Annotated in this window: 13 protein-coding genes; 10 read left to right on the forward strand and 3 right to left on the reverse strand. The window is 43.3% G+C overall.

Features of this window, described 5'->3' with window-relative positions:
- Positions 1–5 precede the first annotated feature (5 nt).
- Complete coding sequence (gene rhlB, locus ACLS0A_RS02730; protein WP_416082307.1) at positions 6–1,253, reverse strand: ATP-dependent RNA helicase RhlB; 1,248 nt, start codon at positions 1,251–1,253, stop codon at positions 6–8.
- Positions 1,254–1,730: 477 nt separating this feature from the next.
- Between rhlB and nrfA the strand changes: the two genes are divergently transcribed.
- From nrfA to dnaE, 10 genes are all read left to right on the forward strand, one after another.
- Positions 1,731–3,224 (forward strand): ammonia-forming nitrite reductase cytochrome c552 subunit, encoded by a 1,494-nt coding sequence (gene nrfA / locus ACLS0A_RS02735; RefSeq protein ID WP_416082308.1) that lies wholly within the window; start codon positions 1,731–1,733, stop codon positions 3,222–3,224.
- A gap of 108 nt (positions 3,225–3,332) precedes the next feature.
- The gene (gene nrfB, locus ACLS0A_RS02740; protein ID WP_416082309.1) at positions 3,333–3,956 is read left to right on the forward strand and encodes a cytochrome c nitrite reductase pentaheme subunit; all 624 of its coding nucleotides are present in this window, start codon (positions 3,333–3,335) and stop codon (positions 3,954–3,956) included.
- Complete coding sequence (nrfC, locus tag ACLS0A_RS02745; RefSeq protein WP_416082310.1) at positions 3,953–4,630, forward strand: cytochrome c nitrite reductase Fe-S protein; 678 nt, start codon at positions 3,953–3,955, stop codon at positions 4,628–4,630. Before nrfB ends, nrfC begins: the two co-directional genes overlap by 4 nt.
- Positions 4,627–5,589 (forward strand): cytochrome c nitrite reductase subunit NrfD, encoded by a 963-nt coding sequence (gene nrfD, locus ACLS0A_RS02750; RefSeq protein ID WP_126371691.1) that lies wholly within the window; start codon positions 4,627–4,629, stop codon positions 5,587–5,589. The genes nrfC and nrfD overlap by 4 nt, the downstream gene beginning before the upstream one ends.
- A 256-nt stretch (positions 5,590–5,845) precedes the next feature.
- A complete protein-coding gene (gene nrfE / locus ACLS0A_RS02755; protein WP_416082360.1) occupies positions 5,846–7,765 on the forward strand; it encodes a heme lyase NrfEFG subunit NrfE in 1,920 nt (639 codons plus the stop codon).
- Positions 7,758–8,354: a DsbE family thiol:disulfide interchange protein gene (locus ACLS0A_RS02760; protein WP_416082311.1), complete on the forward strand. Its 597-nt coding sequence runs from the start codon at positions 7,758–7,760 to the stop codon at positions 8,352–8,354. The genes nrfE and ACLS0A_RS02760 overlap by 8 nt, the downstream gene beginning before the upstream one ends.
- Positions 8,351–8,821, forward strand: a complete 471-nt coding sequence (gene nrfF, locus ACLS0A_RS02765) for a heme lyase NrfEFG subunit NrfF (protein WP_416082312.1) — start codon at positions 8,351–8,353, stop codon at positions 8,819–8,821. Before ACLS0A_RS02760 ends, nrfF begins: the two co-directional genes overlap by 4 nt.
- Positions 8,818–9,690: a TPR domain-containing protein gene (locus ACLS0A_RS02770; protein WP_416082313.1), complete on the forward strand. Its 873-nt coding sequence runs from the start codon at positions 8,818–8,820 to the stop codon at positions 9,688–9,690. Before nrfF ends, ACLS0A_RS02770 begins: the two co-directional genes overlap by 4 nt.
- The gene (locus tag ACLS0A_RS02775) at positions 9,687–10,886 is read left to right on the forward strand and encodes an NAD(P)/FAD-dependent oxidoreductase (RefSeq protein WP_416082314.1); all 1,200 of its coding nucleotides are present in this window, start codon (positions 9,687–9,689) and stop codon (positions 10,884–10,886) included. The genes ACLS0A_RS02770 and ACLS0A_RS02775 overlap by 4 nt, the downstream gene beginning before the upstream one ends.
- A 119-nt stretch (positions 10,887–11,005) precedes the next feature.
- Positions 11,006–14,482 (forward strand): DNA polymerase III subunit alpha, encoded by a 3,477-nt coding sequence (gene dnaE, locus ACLS0A_RS02780; protein WP_416082315.1) that lies wholly within the window; start codon positions 11,006–11,008, stop codon positions 14,480–14,482.
- 57 nt (positions 14,483–14,539) lie between these two features.
- Here dnaE and ACLS0A_RS02785 read toward each other — a convergent pair whose 3' ends face one another.
- Both ACLS0A_RS02785 and ACLS0A_RS02790 read right to left on the reverse strand, forming a co-directional pair.
- Positions 14,540–15,904 (reverse strand): L-serine ammonia-lyase, encoded by a 1,365-nt coding sequence (locus ACLS0A_RS02785; RefSeq protein ID WP_416082316.1) that lies wholly within the window; start codon positions 15,902–15,904, stop codon positions 14,540–14,542.
- A 78-nt stretch (positions 15,905–15,982) separates the two neighbouring features.
- Positions 15,983–17,224: a serine/threonine transporter gene (locus ACLS0A_RS02790; protein WP_416082317.1), complete on the reverse strand. Its 1,242-nt coding sequence runs from the start codon at positions 17,222–17,224 to the stop codon at positions 15,983–15,985.
- Between the last annotated feature and the right edge of the window lie 103 nt (positions 17,225–17,327).

The raw sequence follows: 17,327 nt of genomic DNA on the forward strand, positions 1-17,327 counted from the left end.
TGAGATTAATAACGCTTTTTAAAATTGCGTTTATTATTTTGATAATGGCTTTGCCCAGTGCGTTTGCGGTAAGGTTTTGGCAAATCACTGAGTAGCGCTTGCGGATCATATTGGCTTACTGGAATAGAATGGCCAATATATTCTTCAATGGCAGGTAAATTCATTGCATATTCTTCACAAGCAAAACTAATGGAAACGCCACTTTCGCCTGCGCGCCCTGTACGTCCAATGCGATGCACATAATCTTCGCGATCATCAGGCAAATCATAGTTGAAAACGTGCGTAACATCAGGAATATGTAAGCCACGCGCAGCAACGTCTGTCGCTACTAGAATGTCCAATTGTCCTGAGGTAAATTGTTGCAACAAAGCAAGGCGTTTTTTCTGTGCAACATCGCCTGTGAGTAGCCCCACACGATGCCCATCAGCGGCTAAATAGCCCCAAATTTCTTCACAGCGATGTTTGGTGTTGGCGAAAATAATGCAACGCTCTGGCCATTCTTCTTCCAACAACGTCATTAATAACGCCATTTTGTCTTGGTTAGACGGATAAAACAGTTCTTCTTTAATGCGGTGGCCTGTTTTTTGCAGTGGCTCAACTTCCACATATTCAGGATCATTCATATCTTCAAAGGCAAGTTCACGCACTTTATAAGATAGGGTGGCGGAAAAGAGCATTGTTAAGCGTCCAGCAGGGGGCGGACATTTTCGCAGTAAGTAGCGAATATCTTTGATAAAGCCTAGATCGAACATTCGATCTGCTTCATCTAGCACCACCACTTCAATATCCGTTAAGCGAATAATGCCTTGTTTAACGTAATCAATCACGCGTCCTGTTGTGCCGATTAAAATATCAATGCCTTGCTCAATCACTTTAAGCTGTTTATCGTAGCCATCGCCCCCATAAGCTAGCCCCATTTTTAGTCCTGTGGCTTGTGAGAGCGCTGCGCCATCATTGCTAATTTGCACGGCAAGCTCGCGTGTGGGCGCTAAAATTAACGCACGCGGTTGCGTGGCATTATGCTGCGAATTTTCGCTTAATAAATGATGAAAGGTGGCGGTGAGAAAGGCCATTGTTTTGCCTGTGCCTGTTTGCGCTTGCCCTGCCACATCACGCCCTGCAAGGGTGATTGGTAAAGAAAGAGCTTGGATTGGCGTGCAGTATTCAAAACCGTTTTTTTCTAAACACTGTAATACGCTTGGATTTAGTGGTAAATCAGCAAAACGTTGCTGAGTTAAATGATTATTTTGCATAGTTATCTGACTATTTTCGATTTTATGAGAAAAAATTGTGCTAAGCATAGCACGAAGGGCAGAAATCCCCAAAAATTCTTCTTTTCTCTCTTCTTTATCTCTAAAAAAGGGAACAAATAAAGTGCGGTTAAAAATGTAGCATTTGTTGGTTGTTTTTTATCACTTTTTATTTTGTTTTATAGCAAGAATAAATTACCCCGTTATGCTTAGAAAAGGCAAATTACCTAGGATTTTAATAACTCTTAAGGGTTATTTTTATGTAGCAAAAATAACTCAAAAAGGTTATTCCTAATAAAAACATTGATCAAACGCAAAAAATAGCAAAATAGCGCTGAAAAATGAGAATGAATTTGTTATTTTTAAGCGCGAAAAACTTTCTCTTAATTCATTATCATATTGTTTTTAATGAGAAAAATTATCATTTATTGCTTAAGTTTATTTGTTGTACAACATTGATCAATGTATGGAGTAATTATCGTGAACATTTTCAGAAAAACTTTAGCTTCTCTGGCGATTGCTGGATTGACTTTAGTGTCTGCCCAACCTTTGATGGCGGCAGATAATAGTGTAGCAGAAAAGCGAGCTCCAACTCGTGAGGAATTAGCAAAACCAAATCCTGATTTGAAAATTCAAGCAATCAGTGAACGATTTGCTGAAAAATATCCAAAACAATATAACAGTTGGGCTGCAACCGCAGAATCTACGGAAATTGTTCCGGCAATTGAAGTTGATCCTAGAATGATCGTAATGTGGGGCGGTTATGCGTTCTCAAAAGAATATAACAAACCGCGTGGTCACTTTTATACTGTAACTGACGTGCGCAATATTTTGCGTACAGGTGCGCCGTTTGATGCTAACAGCGGCCCACAACCAATGGCGTGTTGGACGTGTAAAGGCCCCGATGTACCACGTTTGATTGCTGAATGGGGTGAAGAAGAATACTTCAACGGCAAATGGGCAAAAGGTGGGGCTGAAGTGGTAAATTCTATCGGCTGTGCTGATTGTCACGACACCACATCAAAAGATTTTGCAGAAGGTAAACCTGCTTTACGTATTGCTCGTCCGCACGTTTTACGCGCCTTAGATGCGATCGGAAAAGACTTCGCTCATTTAGATAAAACAGACAAACGTGGCGCAATTTGTGCTAACTGTCACGTTGAATATTACTTTGATAAAAAAGTGGTAAACAATGTGGTATTCCCTTGGATGAAAGGGGTAGATGTGGATAGTATGGAACAATACTATGACAATATCGAATTCTACGATTGGATTCACTCTATCTCTAAAACACCAATGTTAAAAGCACAGCACCCAGACTATGAAACTTGGTTACAAGGTACACATGGTAAAAATGGCGTAACCTGTGTAGATTGTCATATGCCAAAAGTACAAGGGGCTGATGGTAAAGTTTACACTGACCACAAAATTGGTAATCCGCTTGATTCTTTTGAAAATACCTGTGCAAACTGCCACGATCAAAGCAAAGAAACTTTAACCAAAGTGGTGGCAGGTCATAAAAAAGATATCAAAGACGTGATGATTAAACTTGAAGACCAAATCGTGAAAGCGCACTTTGAAGCGAAAGCGGCTTGGGACGCAGGTGCAACAGAAGAAGAAATGAAACCAGCATTACAAGCTATCCGTCACGCACAATGGCGTTGGGATTATTCTGCTGCGGGCCACGGTGGTCATATTCACGCACCAGATATTATCTTAAAAACCATTGCAACAGGCTTAGATCGTATTGCTGATGCGCGTACTAAATTAGCCATTATTCTCACCAAACACGGTGTGAAACAGCCAATCAATTACCCAGATATTTCAACAGCTGAAAATGCGTGGAAAGCAATGGGCATTGATATTGAAAAAGAACGTGCAGCGAAAGCGAAATTCCTCAAAGAAGTTGTTCCACAATGGAATAAAGAAGCGTTAGAAAAAGGCTTAATGGAGAAAGCTCCACCAGCAAAATAAGCCAAAAAGTAACCGCACTTTATTAAGTGCCGACTTAGGAAGAAACCTTAAAGTGGGAAGAAAACTAAAGTGCGGTCTATTTTGAACGAAAATTTGAGGTAATAAGAAATGAACGTTGTATTAAAGAAAATGGTAAAGCTTACCGCCTTATTAGGGGCGATGATCTTGGCTTTGCCTGCACAAGCTAATACAGAAAACTCTGAATTAAGCTATCAACCTACGTTAGAAAATCAGCGTAATCCAAATGAATACTGTGCGAAATGCCACAAATTAGAAGCCACAGATGAACAATCTGGCGGTGATTTACATTTTGGTAAATTCCACGGTACGCACTTATCCAAAACCAATCCAAGCACAGGCAAGCCAATTACTTGTGTGAGCTGCCACGGTAATATTTCGGAAAATCACCGCCGTGGTGCAAAAGATGTAATGCGTTTTGAAAGCGATATTTTCTCTGACAAAAAACCAATGTTCTCTGTGCAAGAGCAAAATCAAGTTTGCTTCTCTTGTCACCGTCCTGAAAAATTACGCGAGAAACTTTGGGCGCACGATGTTCACGCAATGAAATTGCCTTGTGCTGCGTGCCATACCTTGCACCCAGAAAAAGACGCAATGAAAGGCATTGAGAAAAAACAACGTGTTAAACTTTGCGTGGATTGTCACGGAGAACAACAAAAACGCAAAGCCTTAAAAGATCTTGACCCGACCAGCGAACAAAAGGATAACAAATGACAACTTGCTCACGCCGTAATTTTGTTTCTGGAATGGGCGCTTTGATCCTAATGACAGGAACAACAATTAAGTCAGTAGCACAAGATAAGGCAGAAGAAAAGCCAATTCGTTATGCAATGTTGCACGATGAAACCGCTTGTATTGGTTGTACCGCTTGTATGGACGCGTGCCGTGAAACCAACCAAGTGCCAGAAGGCGTTTCACGTTTAGAAATTATTCGTAGCGAACCTTATGGCGAATTTCCTGACGTGAAATATGAGTTTTTCCGTCATTCGTGCCAGCATTGTACCAATGCACCTTGTGTTGCTGTGTGTCCAACAGGGGCTTCATATATTGACGCTTCCACTGGTATTGTTGATGTCAACAAAGATCTTTGTGTTGGCTGCCAATACTGTATTGCCGTATGTCCATATCGCGTGCGCTTTATTCACCCTGTGTATAAATCCGCCGATAAATGTAATTTCTGTCGCGATACGAATTTGGCAAAAGGCAAACAGCCCGCTTGTGTAGAGGCTTGCCCAACCAAAGCGCTAACCTTTGGTAATACCAACGATCCGCAAAGTGAAATTTCTTTGAAACTGAAAGAAAAACAAACCTATCGTACAAAAGTTGAATTAGGTACAGATCCAAATCTTTACCACGTTCCAGCTAGAGCAGGGGAGATCAGACGATGAACAGTCCATTTCATTTCCCATCTTTAGTGTGGGACGGGCCAATTGCGATTTATCTCTTTTTATTAGGGATTTCCGCAGGGGCAACAATGCTTGCGGTATTGTTAAAACGTGCAGGATTAGCAGGGGAACGCCCGGAAGAAAACAATATCTTAAAGGTTAATGCCTTGCTTGCACCGATTAGTATTACCATTGGTTTATTGCTATTGATTTTCCACTTAACCAAACCTTGGACATTCTGGTACTTAATGTTCAATTATCACCACACCTCAATTATGTCCGCAGGGGTGATGTTGTTCCAAGTGTATATGCTGTTCTTGGTATTATGGTTAGCGATTATCTTCAAATCACTGGTGTTGAGCCTTGTGAAGCGCTTTGTGCCGAAACTTGCGAACCTTGCAGAGAAAATCATTGATATTGCCGCTAAATTTACTAATGCCATTGAGATCATTACTTTATTGCTTAGCGTGGCGTTAGGGGCATATACTGGTTTCCTACTTTCTGCATTAGTGAGCTATCCAATGCTAAATAACCCTGTCTTGCCAGTGTTATTCTTGGCGTCAGGCACGTCATCGGGCATTGCGGCATTGATTTTCTTCACCATTTTATGCACCAAAGAAAGCACTCATTCCAAAGGCTTGGCGTTCTTGCATAAATTTGAACAGCCAGTGGTGTTGATTGAAGCCTTCTTATTGTTCGCTTTTTTCTTTGGTTTATACCTTGGTGGCGGACAAAAAACCGTGGCATTTCACACCGCACTTTCGGGGGGCTTCTGGGCGAATGTCTTCTGGATCGGCGTGGTAGGCATTGGGATTGTGTTACCCCTCTTACTCAACGCTGTTGCAGGTGAGAAACTCAAACACCAAAAAGGCTTTATGCTGATTGTGGCAGGATTGGGCTTAATCGGGGTACTTTGCTTGCGTTACTTCATTTTATACGCAGGGCAAATGACTTTGGCCTAATCAAAACAATCAATGATTATCAGGGCGAACCAAGGTGTTCGCCTTTATTTTAATGGCGTTTTTTGCTGTAAATCCCCTAATGGCAAAGGGAAAACTGACGAGAAAAGTTATTTGCAGAAAATAAAGTGCGGTGCATTTTTACGCATTTTATCACTGCTTGAATTGAGAATGAGCTTGATGATTTTTCTGCATAACACAATGACATTGCTACGCATTTTCTCTAAAATACACAACAAATTAACCAACGAATATGACAATGATCCCAGAACTTGCTTTTCTTGCTTTACTTTTTGCTCTTGTTTCCGCATTGCTGTTGGCGATTGTGCCGCATATTGGGATTAAACAAGGCAATCCACGTCTAATTACATCGGCGTGGAATTTGAGTTATCTGTTTGGGATTTTTACCGCTCTTTCTTTGCTTGGGCTAGCTTATTGCTTTGCGACTGATGATTTTTCCGTGCAATATGTGGCAGCACATTCCAATTCTGCCTTACCGCGATTTTTCAAAATTGCTGCCACTTGGGGCGGACACGAAGGCTCAATGCTGTTTTGGCTATTTTCGTTGGGATTATGGACAATGGCATTTGCCTTTTTTAGCCATAAAATCGACCCCATTATTGCCAGCCGAACCTTGTCTATTTTAGGCTTGCTTTGCTTTGGCTTTGCGCTGTTTATCGTATTTTTCTCCAATCCTTTTGAGCGTTTATTTCCTAGCCCCTTGGAAGGGCGAGATCTTAACCCGATGCTGCAAGATGTTGGGTTAATTTTTCACCCACCGTTGCTTTATTTTGGCTATGTAGGCTTTGCGGTGAATTTTGCTCTCACCCTGGCCACCTTGTTAAGCGGACATTTTGATGCCGCACTGGCTCGCTGGACACGTCCTTGGATGCTAGTTTCTTGGTTCTTCTTAACCTTAGGCATAATGCTCGGCGCGTGGTGGGCATATTATGAGCTTGGCTGGGGCGGCTGGTGGTTCTGGGACCCAGTTGAAAACGCCTCATTAATGCCGTGGTTGCTTGGACTGGGACTATTGCATAGTTTATCCGTGAGTGAGCAACGTGGTGTTTTCCATTATTGGACGATTTTATTTTCCCTGTTTGTCTTTGCATTCAGTTTATTAGGTACGTTTATTGTGCGTTCGGGCGTGCTAACTTCCGTACATGCTTTTGCTATGGACGGAGAGCGGGGAATGGCGCTGTTAATGCTCTTTTTCTTGCTCACCACTTGCTCGCTCACCTTATTTGCGCTGAAAGTGAATGTACGCTCAAATGAAAATAGTGCGGTACATTTTTCCTTTTTTTCTAAAGAAAGCCTAATGCTCATTGCCAATATTTTGGTGGCGGTCGCTACGGCAAGCGTATTTTTAGGCACATTTTATCCAATGCTATTTAGCACAATGGGCTGGGGTTCGATTTCCGTAGGCGCACCTTACTTTAACACCATTTTCTTACCTCTTATTGTGCTGGCATTGCTGGTGATGATTTTTGTCGTCAGTGCATTTTGGAAAAAAATCCACCGCACTTTGTTGCGCCGCAATGTCTTATTGCTGATTCCTGCCTGTGGGCTTGCTTATGCAATGATCGCATTCACCATTCAAAATGATGAAACCTTACATTTTCAGGCCTTGCCTTTTGCGTTAATTAGCTTGGCGGTTTGGTTGCTTGGCGTTACCCTTTGGAGCACGTGGCGATCCCTTTCCTTAAAGCGTTGGGCAATGGTGATCGCCCATTGTGGGCTAGCACTTACGGTGATTGGCGCGACAATGTCGAGCTATTTTGCCAGTGAAATTGGCGTGCGTTTATCGCCTAATCAAAGCCAAATGCTCAACGGTTATGCGTTTCACTACCTGGGTTTTCGTAATGAACTCGGGCCGAATTACACCAGCGAAGTAGCGCAATTTGAGATAACAAAAAACGGCGAAAAAATCACCGCGCTTTATCCTGAACGCCGTTATTACGAAGTGCGCACGATGAATATGTCGGAAGTGGGGCTATATTGGAACTTGCTTGGCGATATTTATATTGTAATGGGTGATAAACTTGGCGCGGGCGAATTTTCGTTCCGTCTGCATTACAAGCCTTTTGTGCGCTGGCTGTGGATTGGTGCAACTTTAATGGCGTTTGGTGCATTATTGAGTGCCTTTGCCTTACGCACAAGGAGAGTGAAAGATGAATAGAAAAATCATTGTGTTTTTACCCTTATTCTTGATCATTGCAGTCTGTGGTCTTTTGTTGCTAGGGCTGCATAATGATCCGAAAAAAATTGCCTCCGCGTTAATTGGTAAGCCCGTGCCTGAGTTTTATCAAAGTGATCTGCTTGAGCCTGAAATCAATGTGAGCAACGCATCTTTGCCGAAAGAAACTTATCTCATTAATGTATGGGGCAGTTGGTGTGCCTATTGCAAGCAAGAACACGCCTTTTTGATGCGCTTGCAAAGCCAAGGCGTGCCGATTGTGGGGCTAAATTATCGAGATAAACGGCAAAATGCCTTGCTAATGTTGCACGAAATGGGCAATCCTTTTCATCAGGTGATTGATGATAGCAAAGGCTTATTTGCAATGAAATTGGGCGTGGACGGTGCGCCAGAAACCTATTTGGTTGATGCCAACGGCATTATTCGTTATCGCTATTCAGGGCCGTTGGATCAGCAAATTTGGCAACAAGAATTTCTGCCCTTATGGCAAAAATTAGCAAAAAATGCACCGCACTTAGCGTTGCAAGAAACAGCTAAGCAAGAGACGGCTAGACAGGAAGGAAAAGAATGAAAAAGTGGTGGTTAGTCGTCATAACATTTCTCGCAATCAGCCAACTGGCTCAGGCAGAAATGGTGGATACCTTTGAATTTAGCAACCCTGCCGAGCGCACCCGAGCCGTGGCCTTGGCGAAATCCCTGCGTTGCCCACAATGCCAAAATCAAAACTTGGTGGAATCCAATTCGCCCATTGCTTATGATCTGCGTATTGAAGTGTATAAAATGGTGGAAGCCGGCAGCAGCAATGAGCAAATTATTGACGTGATGACGAGCCGCTTCGGTGATTTCGTGCGTTATAATCCGCCAGTGAAATCCACCACCCTGTTATTGTGGGGCTTGCCTTTCTTCTTGCTATTGCTTGGTGCACTGGCAATGTGGCGAATGTTGCGTGTGAAGCAAAAGCCGCAAAATTCAGCGCTCAGCGCAGAGCAGCAACAAGCATTAGACAATTTATTAGCCAAAACGGATAAATCAGAATGACTTTTTTTATCGGCGTAACCCTTTTACTCTTGATTAGCCTTGGGCTTTGGCTGCCTTTAGGGCACGGAATAAATTGGCAGAAAAATTATCGCCAACAGCAAAATATCGCCCTTTATCAGCAGCAAACGAAAGGTCAGCTTGATCCAGAATTAGCGCAGGAATTTGCCCAACGTTTACTTGATGATGAAAAACAGCTTAAAAAACAACCGCACTTTGTGATGGCTTCAACATTGAAAAGCCGTCCTTATTTTGTGGCATTGAGCCTATTATTGATTGCGCTGCCTATGGGATATTATTTTTCCCTTGATCGCTTTTCTGCTGAAAAGCTACATCAGCAACAACTTCAAGCAAAACAAGTGATTACAACTCAATCAGCCGATCCCTTTGTTGAAACACTTAATAGTCAAAGTGCGGGGCAAAAAAATGAAACTTATGTGGAAAAAATTGAGCAACGTTTGCGCCAAAATCCCAACAACAGTGAGGCTTGGATCGAGTTAGGGCAGGCTTATATGCAAAATAATGAGTTTGATAATGCCTTAGTCGCTTATTCTTATGCCGATCGCTTAACAGGCGGAAAACCCGCAATTTTAGGCTTGGCGGCAAATGCGTTGTATCAAAAAGCAGGGCAAACAATCACCCCACAGGTGCAAGCTATGCTTGATCAAGCGCTCTCGCAAGATTCGAAAGAAGCATCGAGTTTATCACTATTAGCTGGAGAAGCCTTCGTACAAACGGATTATCCCAAAGCCATTGCCCTTTGGCAAAAGGTGCTAGATTCTGACAAATCGGGGATCGATCGGCGCACTATTATTCAAAGTATGCAAATGGCAGAAATGCTACAAAACGCCAAAAAAGGAGCCGCGCAATGACACCTTATTTTTCTGATACGCTGATTATTGGTGCAGGGGCAGCAGGGTTATTTTGTGCAGGTCAGCTTGGCAAACAAGGCAAACAGGTTACAGTTTTAGATAGCGGTAAAAAAGCGGGACGGAAGATTTTGATGTCCGGCGGTGGTTTTTGTAATTTCACTAATTTAGAGGTTACGCCACAGCATTATCTTTCGCACAATCCTCATTTTGTGAAATCTGCTTTAGCGCGTTTTACCCAGTGGGATTTTATCGCCTTAGTGGCGGAATATGGCATTGCCTATTACGAAAAAGAACTCGGGCAGTTGTTTTGTGATGAAAGCGCGCAACAGATTGTGGATTTATTGCTTATGGAATGTGAGAAATATCAGGTTAATATTCAGTTACGTCAGCACATAGAGCAAGTTTCTGCCTTGGAGAATGGTGGTTTTGCCGTGCAAGCAAATGGACAAACTTGGCATTGTCATCAGCTTGTGGTAGCAACAGGTGGGCTTTCAATGCCTGCTTTAGGTGCTTCCCCTTTGGGCTATCAAATTGCTGAACAGTTTGGCTTGGCCGTGATCCCACCGCGTGCGTCCCTTGTGCCATTCCGTTGGCGAGAAACAGAGCAATTTTACACCGCACTTGCTGGCGTGTCTTTGCCTGTGCGTGTGAGTGCTGAAAATGGGCAGTCTTTCTTCAATCAATTATTGTTTACCCACCGCGGTATTTCTGGGCCAGCAATCTTACAAATTTCTAATTATTGGCAGCCGAATGAATGGGTGGAAGTGGATTTATTACCAAATCAATCCATTGGCGATTATTTGCAGGAATTACGCCAAACTTCGCCGAAATTGCAGTTAAAAACCGCATTATCACGCATTCTGCCAACGAAATTAGTGGAGCTTTGGCAAGAGCGTGAGATGATTCCAACAGAAACCTTAGCGAATTTAAGCAAAGTGCGGTTGGAAAATTTAGAAAATTTCATTCATCATTGGCAAATTTTCCCTAATGGCACGGAAGGTTATCGCACCGCAGAAGTAACAATGGGCGGTGTGGATACGCACGAAATTTCGTCAAAAACAATGGAAAGTGCGAAAGTCAAAGGGCTGTATTTTATTGGTGAAGTGCTAGATGTGACCGGCTGGCTTGGTGGTTATAACTTCCAATGGGCGTGGAGTTCCGCTTATGCCTGCGCAAGCCATATTGCCAGTTTATAGGCTAATTTCGCACTTTTATTGCTCGCAAAAAGAAATTTGATCCGCGCTAAAATCTCGTTAAAATGGCAGGCAAATTTCCCTTTTTCATCTCATCAATAGCAAAATAACAAGGATTTTTTATGTCAGAACCGCGTTTCGTGCATTTGCGTGTGCATAGCGATTTTTCAATGATTAACGGTATTGCGAAAGTAAAACCGTTGGTCAAAGCCTGCGAGGAAAACGAAATGGTGGCAATGGCATTGACGGATTTCACCAATTTCTGCGGTTTGGTGCGATTTTATGGCGAAGCTCTTGGCTCAGGGGTGAAGCCCATTGTTGGGGCTGATGTGCTGGTGAAAAGTGGTTTGCTCGGCGATGAACATTTTGAACTCACCTTGCTTGCGAAAAATAACACAGGCTATCACAACATCACCCTATTATTATCCAAAGCTTATGAACGGGGTTACACGGATTTACCTTATATCGATCAGCAGTGGCTGGTGGAACACCGCGAAGGCTTGATTATTCTTTCTGGCGGGCGCAATGGTGATGTGGGGAAAAAATTACTGAAAAATAATCCTGCGGATGTAGAAAGTGCGGTGCGTTTTTATCAAGAATTTTTTCCTGATCATTTTTATTTGAGCCTTTGCCGCACAGGCCGTCCTGAAGAAGAACGCTATATTCAAGCCGCCCTAAAATTGGCAGAAAAACATCATATTCCCCTTGTGGCAACCAATGATGTGTGCTTTTTGTCTTCCGAAGATTTTGAGGCGCACGAGATCCGCGTTGCGATTCACGACAGCTACACGTTAGATGATCCAAAACGTCCGAAATTATACAGCGATCAGCAATATTTCCGTACTGAACAGGAAATGTGCGAATTATTTGCCGATATTCCCACCGCACTGGCAAATACCGTGCAAATCGCCAAACGTTGTAATGTAACAATTCGTTTGGGCGAGTATTTCTTACCAAAATTTCCCACCGGGGATCTCAGCACGGAAGATTATTTGGTGCAAAAATCCCGTGAGGGCTTGGAAGAGCGCTTAGCCTTTTTATTCCCCGATGAAAAAGAGCGGGCGGAAAAACGCAAGGAATATGATGAGCGCCTGCAAGTTGAGCTAGATGTGATTAACCAAATGGGTTTCCCCGGTTACTTCTTAATCGTCATGGAGTTTATCCAGTGGTCGAAAGATAATGATATTCCTGTTGGCCCGGGGCGTGGTTCTGGGGCGGGATCGCTGGTGGCGTATGCGTTGAAAATCACCGATCTTGATCCCCTTGAGTTTGATTTACTTTTTGAGCGCTTCTTAAATCCAGAACGGGTATCAATGCCCGATTTTGACGTGGATTTCTGTATGGACGGGCGAGATCGCGTGATTGAACACGTTGCGGAAACCTACGGACGTGGCGCGGTGTCGCAGATTATTACCTTTGGTACGATGGCGGCTAAGGCGGTAATTCGAGATGTGGGGCGTGTACTTGGACACCCTTATAGCTTTGTGGATCGCATTTCCAAATTGGTGCCGCCCGATCCAGGAATGACCTTAGCCAAAGCCTTTGAGGCTGAACCTCGCTTGCCTGAAATTTATGAAAGCGATGAAGAAGTTAAAGCCTTAATTGATATGGCGCGCAAGCTTGAAGGGGTAACCCGTAACGCAGGGAAACACGCTGGGGGCGTGGTGATTTCCCCGGGGCTGATTACCGATTTTTCACCGCTCTATTGTGATAGTGAGGGCAAACACCCTGTTACCCATTTTGATAAAAATGATGTGGAATATGCAGGGCTAGTGAAGTTTGACTTCTTGGGGCTGCGTACCCTAACCATCATCAAATGGGCATTGGATATGATTAACACGCGCCTTGCTAAAGAGGGCAAGCCGTTAGTGGATATTAATCGCATACCCCTTGATGATCCGCAATCTTTCCAAGTGTTACTCAATGCTGAAACAACCGCGGTGTTCCAGCTAGAGTCGCGTGGAATGAAAGATTTGATCAAGCGCCTAAAACCGGACTGTTTTGAAGATATTATCGCACTGGTGGCGCTATTCCGCCCAGGGCCATTGCAATCGGGAATGGTGGATAACTTTATCCGCCGTAAACACGGAGAAGAAGAAATCTCTTACCCCGATGCGGAATATCAGCACATTTGGCTGAAACCAATTTTAGAGCCAACCTACGGCATTATTTTGTATCAAGAGCAGGTAATGCAAATTGCTCAGGTGCTAGCAGGTTATACGCTCGGCGGCGCGGATTTATTACGCCGTGCAATGGGGAAAAAGAAACCGGAAGAAATGGCAAAACAGCGTTCTGTATTTGAAGAAGGCGCGGTGAAAAACGGTGTGGACGGCACTCTTGCAATGAAAATTTTCGATTTGGTGGAAAAATTTGCAGGCTACGGCTTTAATAAATCTCACTCTGCCGCCTATGCCTTGGTTTCTTACCAAACGCTCTGGCTGAAAGCCCATTATCCTGCGGAATTTATGGCAGCGGTAATGACATCGGAAATGGACAACACGGAAAAAATTGTTGGGCTTTATGATGAATGTTTGCGAATGGGGCTGAAAGTTACGCCACCAGATATTAATACGGGCAAACATCATTTCAGCGTGAACGATAATGGCGAGATTGTGTATGGCATTGGTGCAATTAAAGGGGTGGGTGAAGGCCCGATTGAAGCCTTGATTGCTGCGCGTGAGCAAGGAGGCATTTTTAAAGATTTATTCGATCTTTGCGCCAGAGTGGATTTAAAGAAAATTAACCGCCGCACTTTTGAAAGCCTGATAATGTCAGGTGCATTCGATAAATTAGGCCCACACCGTGCTGCGCTGGCAAAAAATTTAGAAGATGCGCTCAAAGCCTCCGATCAATATGCTAAAAATGAAGCTATCGGGCAGGCAGATATGTTTGGCGTGCTAACTGAAACGCCAGAAGAAGTAGAGCAGGCTTATGCGAAAACCCCACGTTGGAACGAAAAACAAATTTTAGACGGCGAACGGGAAACCCTCGGACTTTATTTAAGCAGCCACCCGATTAGCCCTTATTTAAAAGAGATCGCCCATTACAGCTCAACAAGGCTAAAAGATCTTGTGCCAAATTATCGCGGACAAATTAGCACAACCTGCGGTTTGGTGGTGAGTTCGCGTGTGGCGATCACGAAAAAAGGCAATCGCTTAGGCATTGCCACCTTAGATGATCGCTCGGGACGTTTAGATCTCACGTTATTCGGTGAGAGCCTCGAGCATTTTGGTGAAAAATTGCAGAAAGACACCATTGTAATTGCTTCAGGACAAGTGAGTTTTGATGATTTTTCACAAGGCTTAAAAATGTCTGTGCGAGAATTAATGACTCTTGACGAAGCACGCAGTCGCTACGCCAAAAGTCTGGCAATTTGCTTAACACAAGAACAGCTTTCACCACATTTTATTAAGCAATTTAAAGAGACTCTTAGCCCATATAGCGGCGGTGCGTTACCCATTAATATTTATTATCAAAGCCCGCAAGGGCGTGCTTTAGTGAAACTCGGCGTGCAGTGGTCAGTGAACCCAAGTGATGAATTGATTAATACGCTAGTGGAAATGCTCGGCGAAAGTGCGGTGGAAATTGAGTTTAAATAATTGAAATATAAAAATAAAATAAGGCGGAACAAACCGCCTTATTTTTTGCTGCAAATTTTAGGTGCAAACCACTTTGATTGCCAAACCGCCTTGCGAGGTTTCGCGGTATTTAGCGTTCATATCTTTACCGGTTTCGTACATTGTTTCGATCACTTTATCCAAGCTCACGCGTGGGTTAGAGGTGCGTTGCAATGCCATTCGGCTAGCGTTAATGGCTTTGACGGAAGCAATGGCGTTGCGCTCAATGCAAGGCACTTGCACTTGACCGCCCACAGGATCGCAAGTTAGCCCCAGATTATGTTCCATCGCAATTTCAGCGGCCATACAAACTTGCTCGGGGCTACCGCCCAAAATTTCTGTTAAGCCAGCCGCTGCCATTGAGCAAGCCACCCCCACTTCGCCTTGGCACCCCACTTCAGCCCCTGAAATGGACGCATTCATTTTGTAAAGTGAGCCGATCATTCCGCAAGCAAGCAAATAGCGTTCTACAATTTCATCGGTAATTGGCGAAATGAATTTTTCATAATAAGACAGCACCGCAGGCACAATACCGCAAGCGCCGTTTGTTGGTGCGGTAACTACACGCCCGCCTGCTGCATTTTCTTCATTGACCGCAAGCGCATACATATTGACCCAATCGATCACTTTCATCGGGTCGTTGGAAAGCCCATTATTGGCTTGCAGTAAACGGTGTAAGGTTGCTGCACGGCGAACCACTTTGAGCGGGCCGGGTAGTAACCCTTCCGTAGCCAAGCCGTGTTCGATACATTCTTTCATCGTTTGCCAAATGCGTTTTAGGTGCGTTTGCGTGGCTTCTTTTCCGTGCAAGGCAATTTCATTTTGTAGCATCACGCTCGATAAGGCTAAGCCATTTTCTTTGCAATGATGCAAAATATCTGCCGCACTTTGATAAGGGAAAGGTACATTGATGTCGGACTCTTCCTGCTGATTGAAATGCGCTTCATCAACAATAAATCCGCCGCCAATAGAATAATAGGTTTGCTGATAAAGCAAGTTGTCATTTTCATAGGCGGACAGCGTCATGCCGTTTTCGTGTAAAGGCAGAAAGGTTTGATGAAAGATCATATCGCTTTCATAATCCAACTTTGCCACTTGCTGTCCTTGCGCTAATGGCAAAAGTGCGGTGCTTTTTACATCAGAAATAAATTTAGGGATTAAATCAATATCCACATCGTGCGGTAAATAGCCCGCTAAGCCCATAATAATAGCAATATCGGTATTATGCCCACGCCCTGTCATTGAAAGTGAACCATAAACATCAACCTTAACTTGGGTTACCTTGGCGAGTAAATTTTTCGCCACCAAATCATCGACAAATTGCTTACCCGCTTTCATTGGCCCAACGGTATGAGAGCTAGAAGGCCCAATGCCGATTTTAAACATATCAAAAACACTAATCATCGTTTTCTCGAAGTTTTCTGGCAGGGCATTTCGACCTGCTTAAGGTGATTATTATAAAAGGTGCGTATTCTATCTTAATTAATAAAATAATCCATACACCACTGCTGAGATTGCAATCATTCCCATCACGGTAACGAAAACATTGCTAGCATAGCCTTGATAACGCGCCATCGCAGGTACTTTACGAATGGCATACATTGGCATTAAAAACAGAATTGCGGCGATAATTGGCCCACCAATGGATTCAATTAAACCAAGAATGCTTGGATTGATAATTGCCACCGCCCATAAAGTCAATAAAAAGAAAAGTGCGGTGAAAAAATTCAATTTTTTTCGATTTGTAATGTCTTGTTTGCCCGAAAATTTTAAATACAGCCCCTGAATGCCTTCTCGCGCGCCTAAATAATGGCCAAAGAAAGAGCTGGTAATAGCAAGAAATGCTACTAAAGGGCCAAAGTAGGAAATATAAGGGTTATCAAATTTATTGGCTAAAAAGGAAAGGATACTGATATTTTGTGCTTTGGCTTGCACTAAATCTTCAGGGGTAAGGGTTAGCACACAGCTAAAGACGAAAAACATCACGAAAAATAACAGTAAGGTTGAGGTGTTTTTCAACGCTTGGCTTGCGTGGCATTCGGTCAGCTCTGGCAATTTATATTCCCGTTGTTGTGATTGCGAAAAGCAAGAAATCGCAGGGGAATGATTAAAAGAAAACACTAACACCGGAATGGTGATCCACAGCGTGCTAATAAAACTGGTGGCATCAGGCATTTGGTGAAGCATTGCGGTGTTCCATTGTGGAATTAAATAAATGGAAAGAGAAAATAAAATAAAAACAAGGGGATAGACCAAAAACTCAGTCATTTTGAGCATTATTTTTTCGCTCATCAGCATCACCGAAATCAGGCTTGCAATCAAAATGAAAGAAAGCAAAATGCGGTTCGGTGCGCCTAGCCCTAACTGGTTGACAATAAAGGATTCCACCGTATTGGTAATGCCATTACCATAAATTAACAAAATAGGAAAAATTGCGAAAAAGTAGAGTAGGGTGATAATTTTCCCTGCGCCTTGTCCAAAATGTTCTTCCACTACCTCTGTAATATCGCTGCCGGGTTTGGAAGATGACAGCACAAAGCGAGATAATGCGCGGTGTGAGAAATAAGTCATCGGCCCAACCAACAGCATAATGGCGATTAATGGCCAAAATCCGCCCATTCCAGCATTTATGGGCAAAAACAGCACCCCAGCTCCTACGGCCGTGCCGAATAAATTTAACGTCCAAAGTAAATCGAATTTGTTTGTTATTGTTGTTTTAAACATTGTTTAACTCCGTAATATAAACTTGGATTAGTGTATGTGAATACCCTAATCTCACCGCCGCAGATGATATAGCGGTTGCGAATACGAAACAGGACAAAATATG

The organism is Avibacterium volantium (assembly GCF_049366555.1).
GTDB lineage: Bacteria > Pseudomonadota > Gammaproteobacteria > Enterobacterales > Pasteurellaceae > Avibacterium > Avibacterium volantium_A.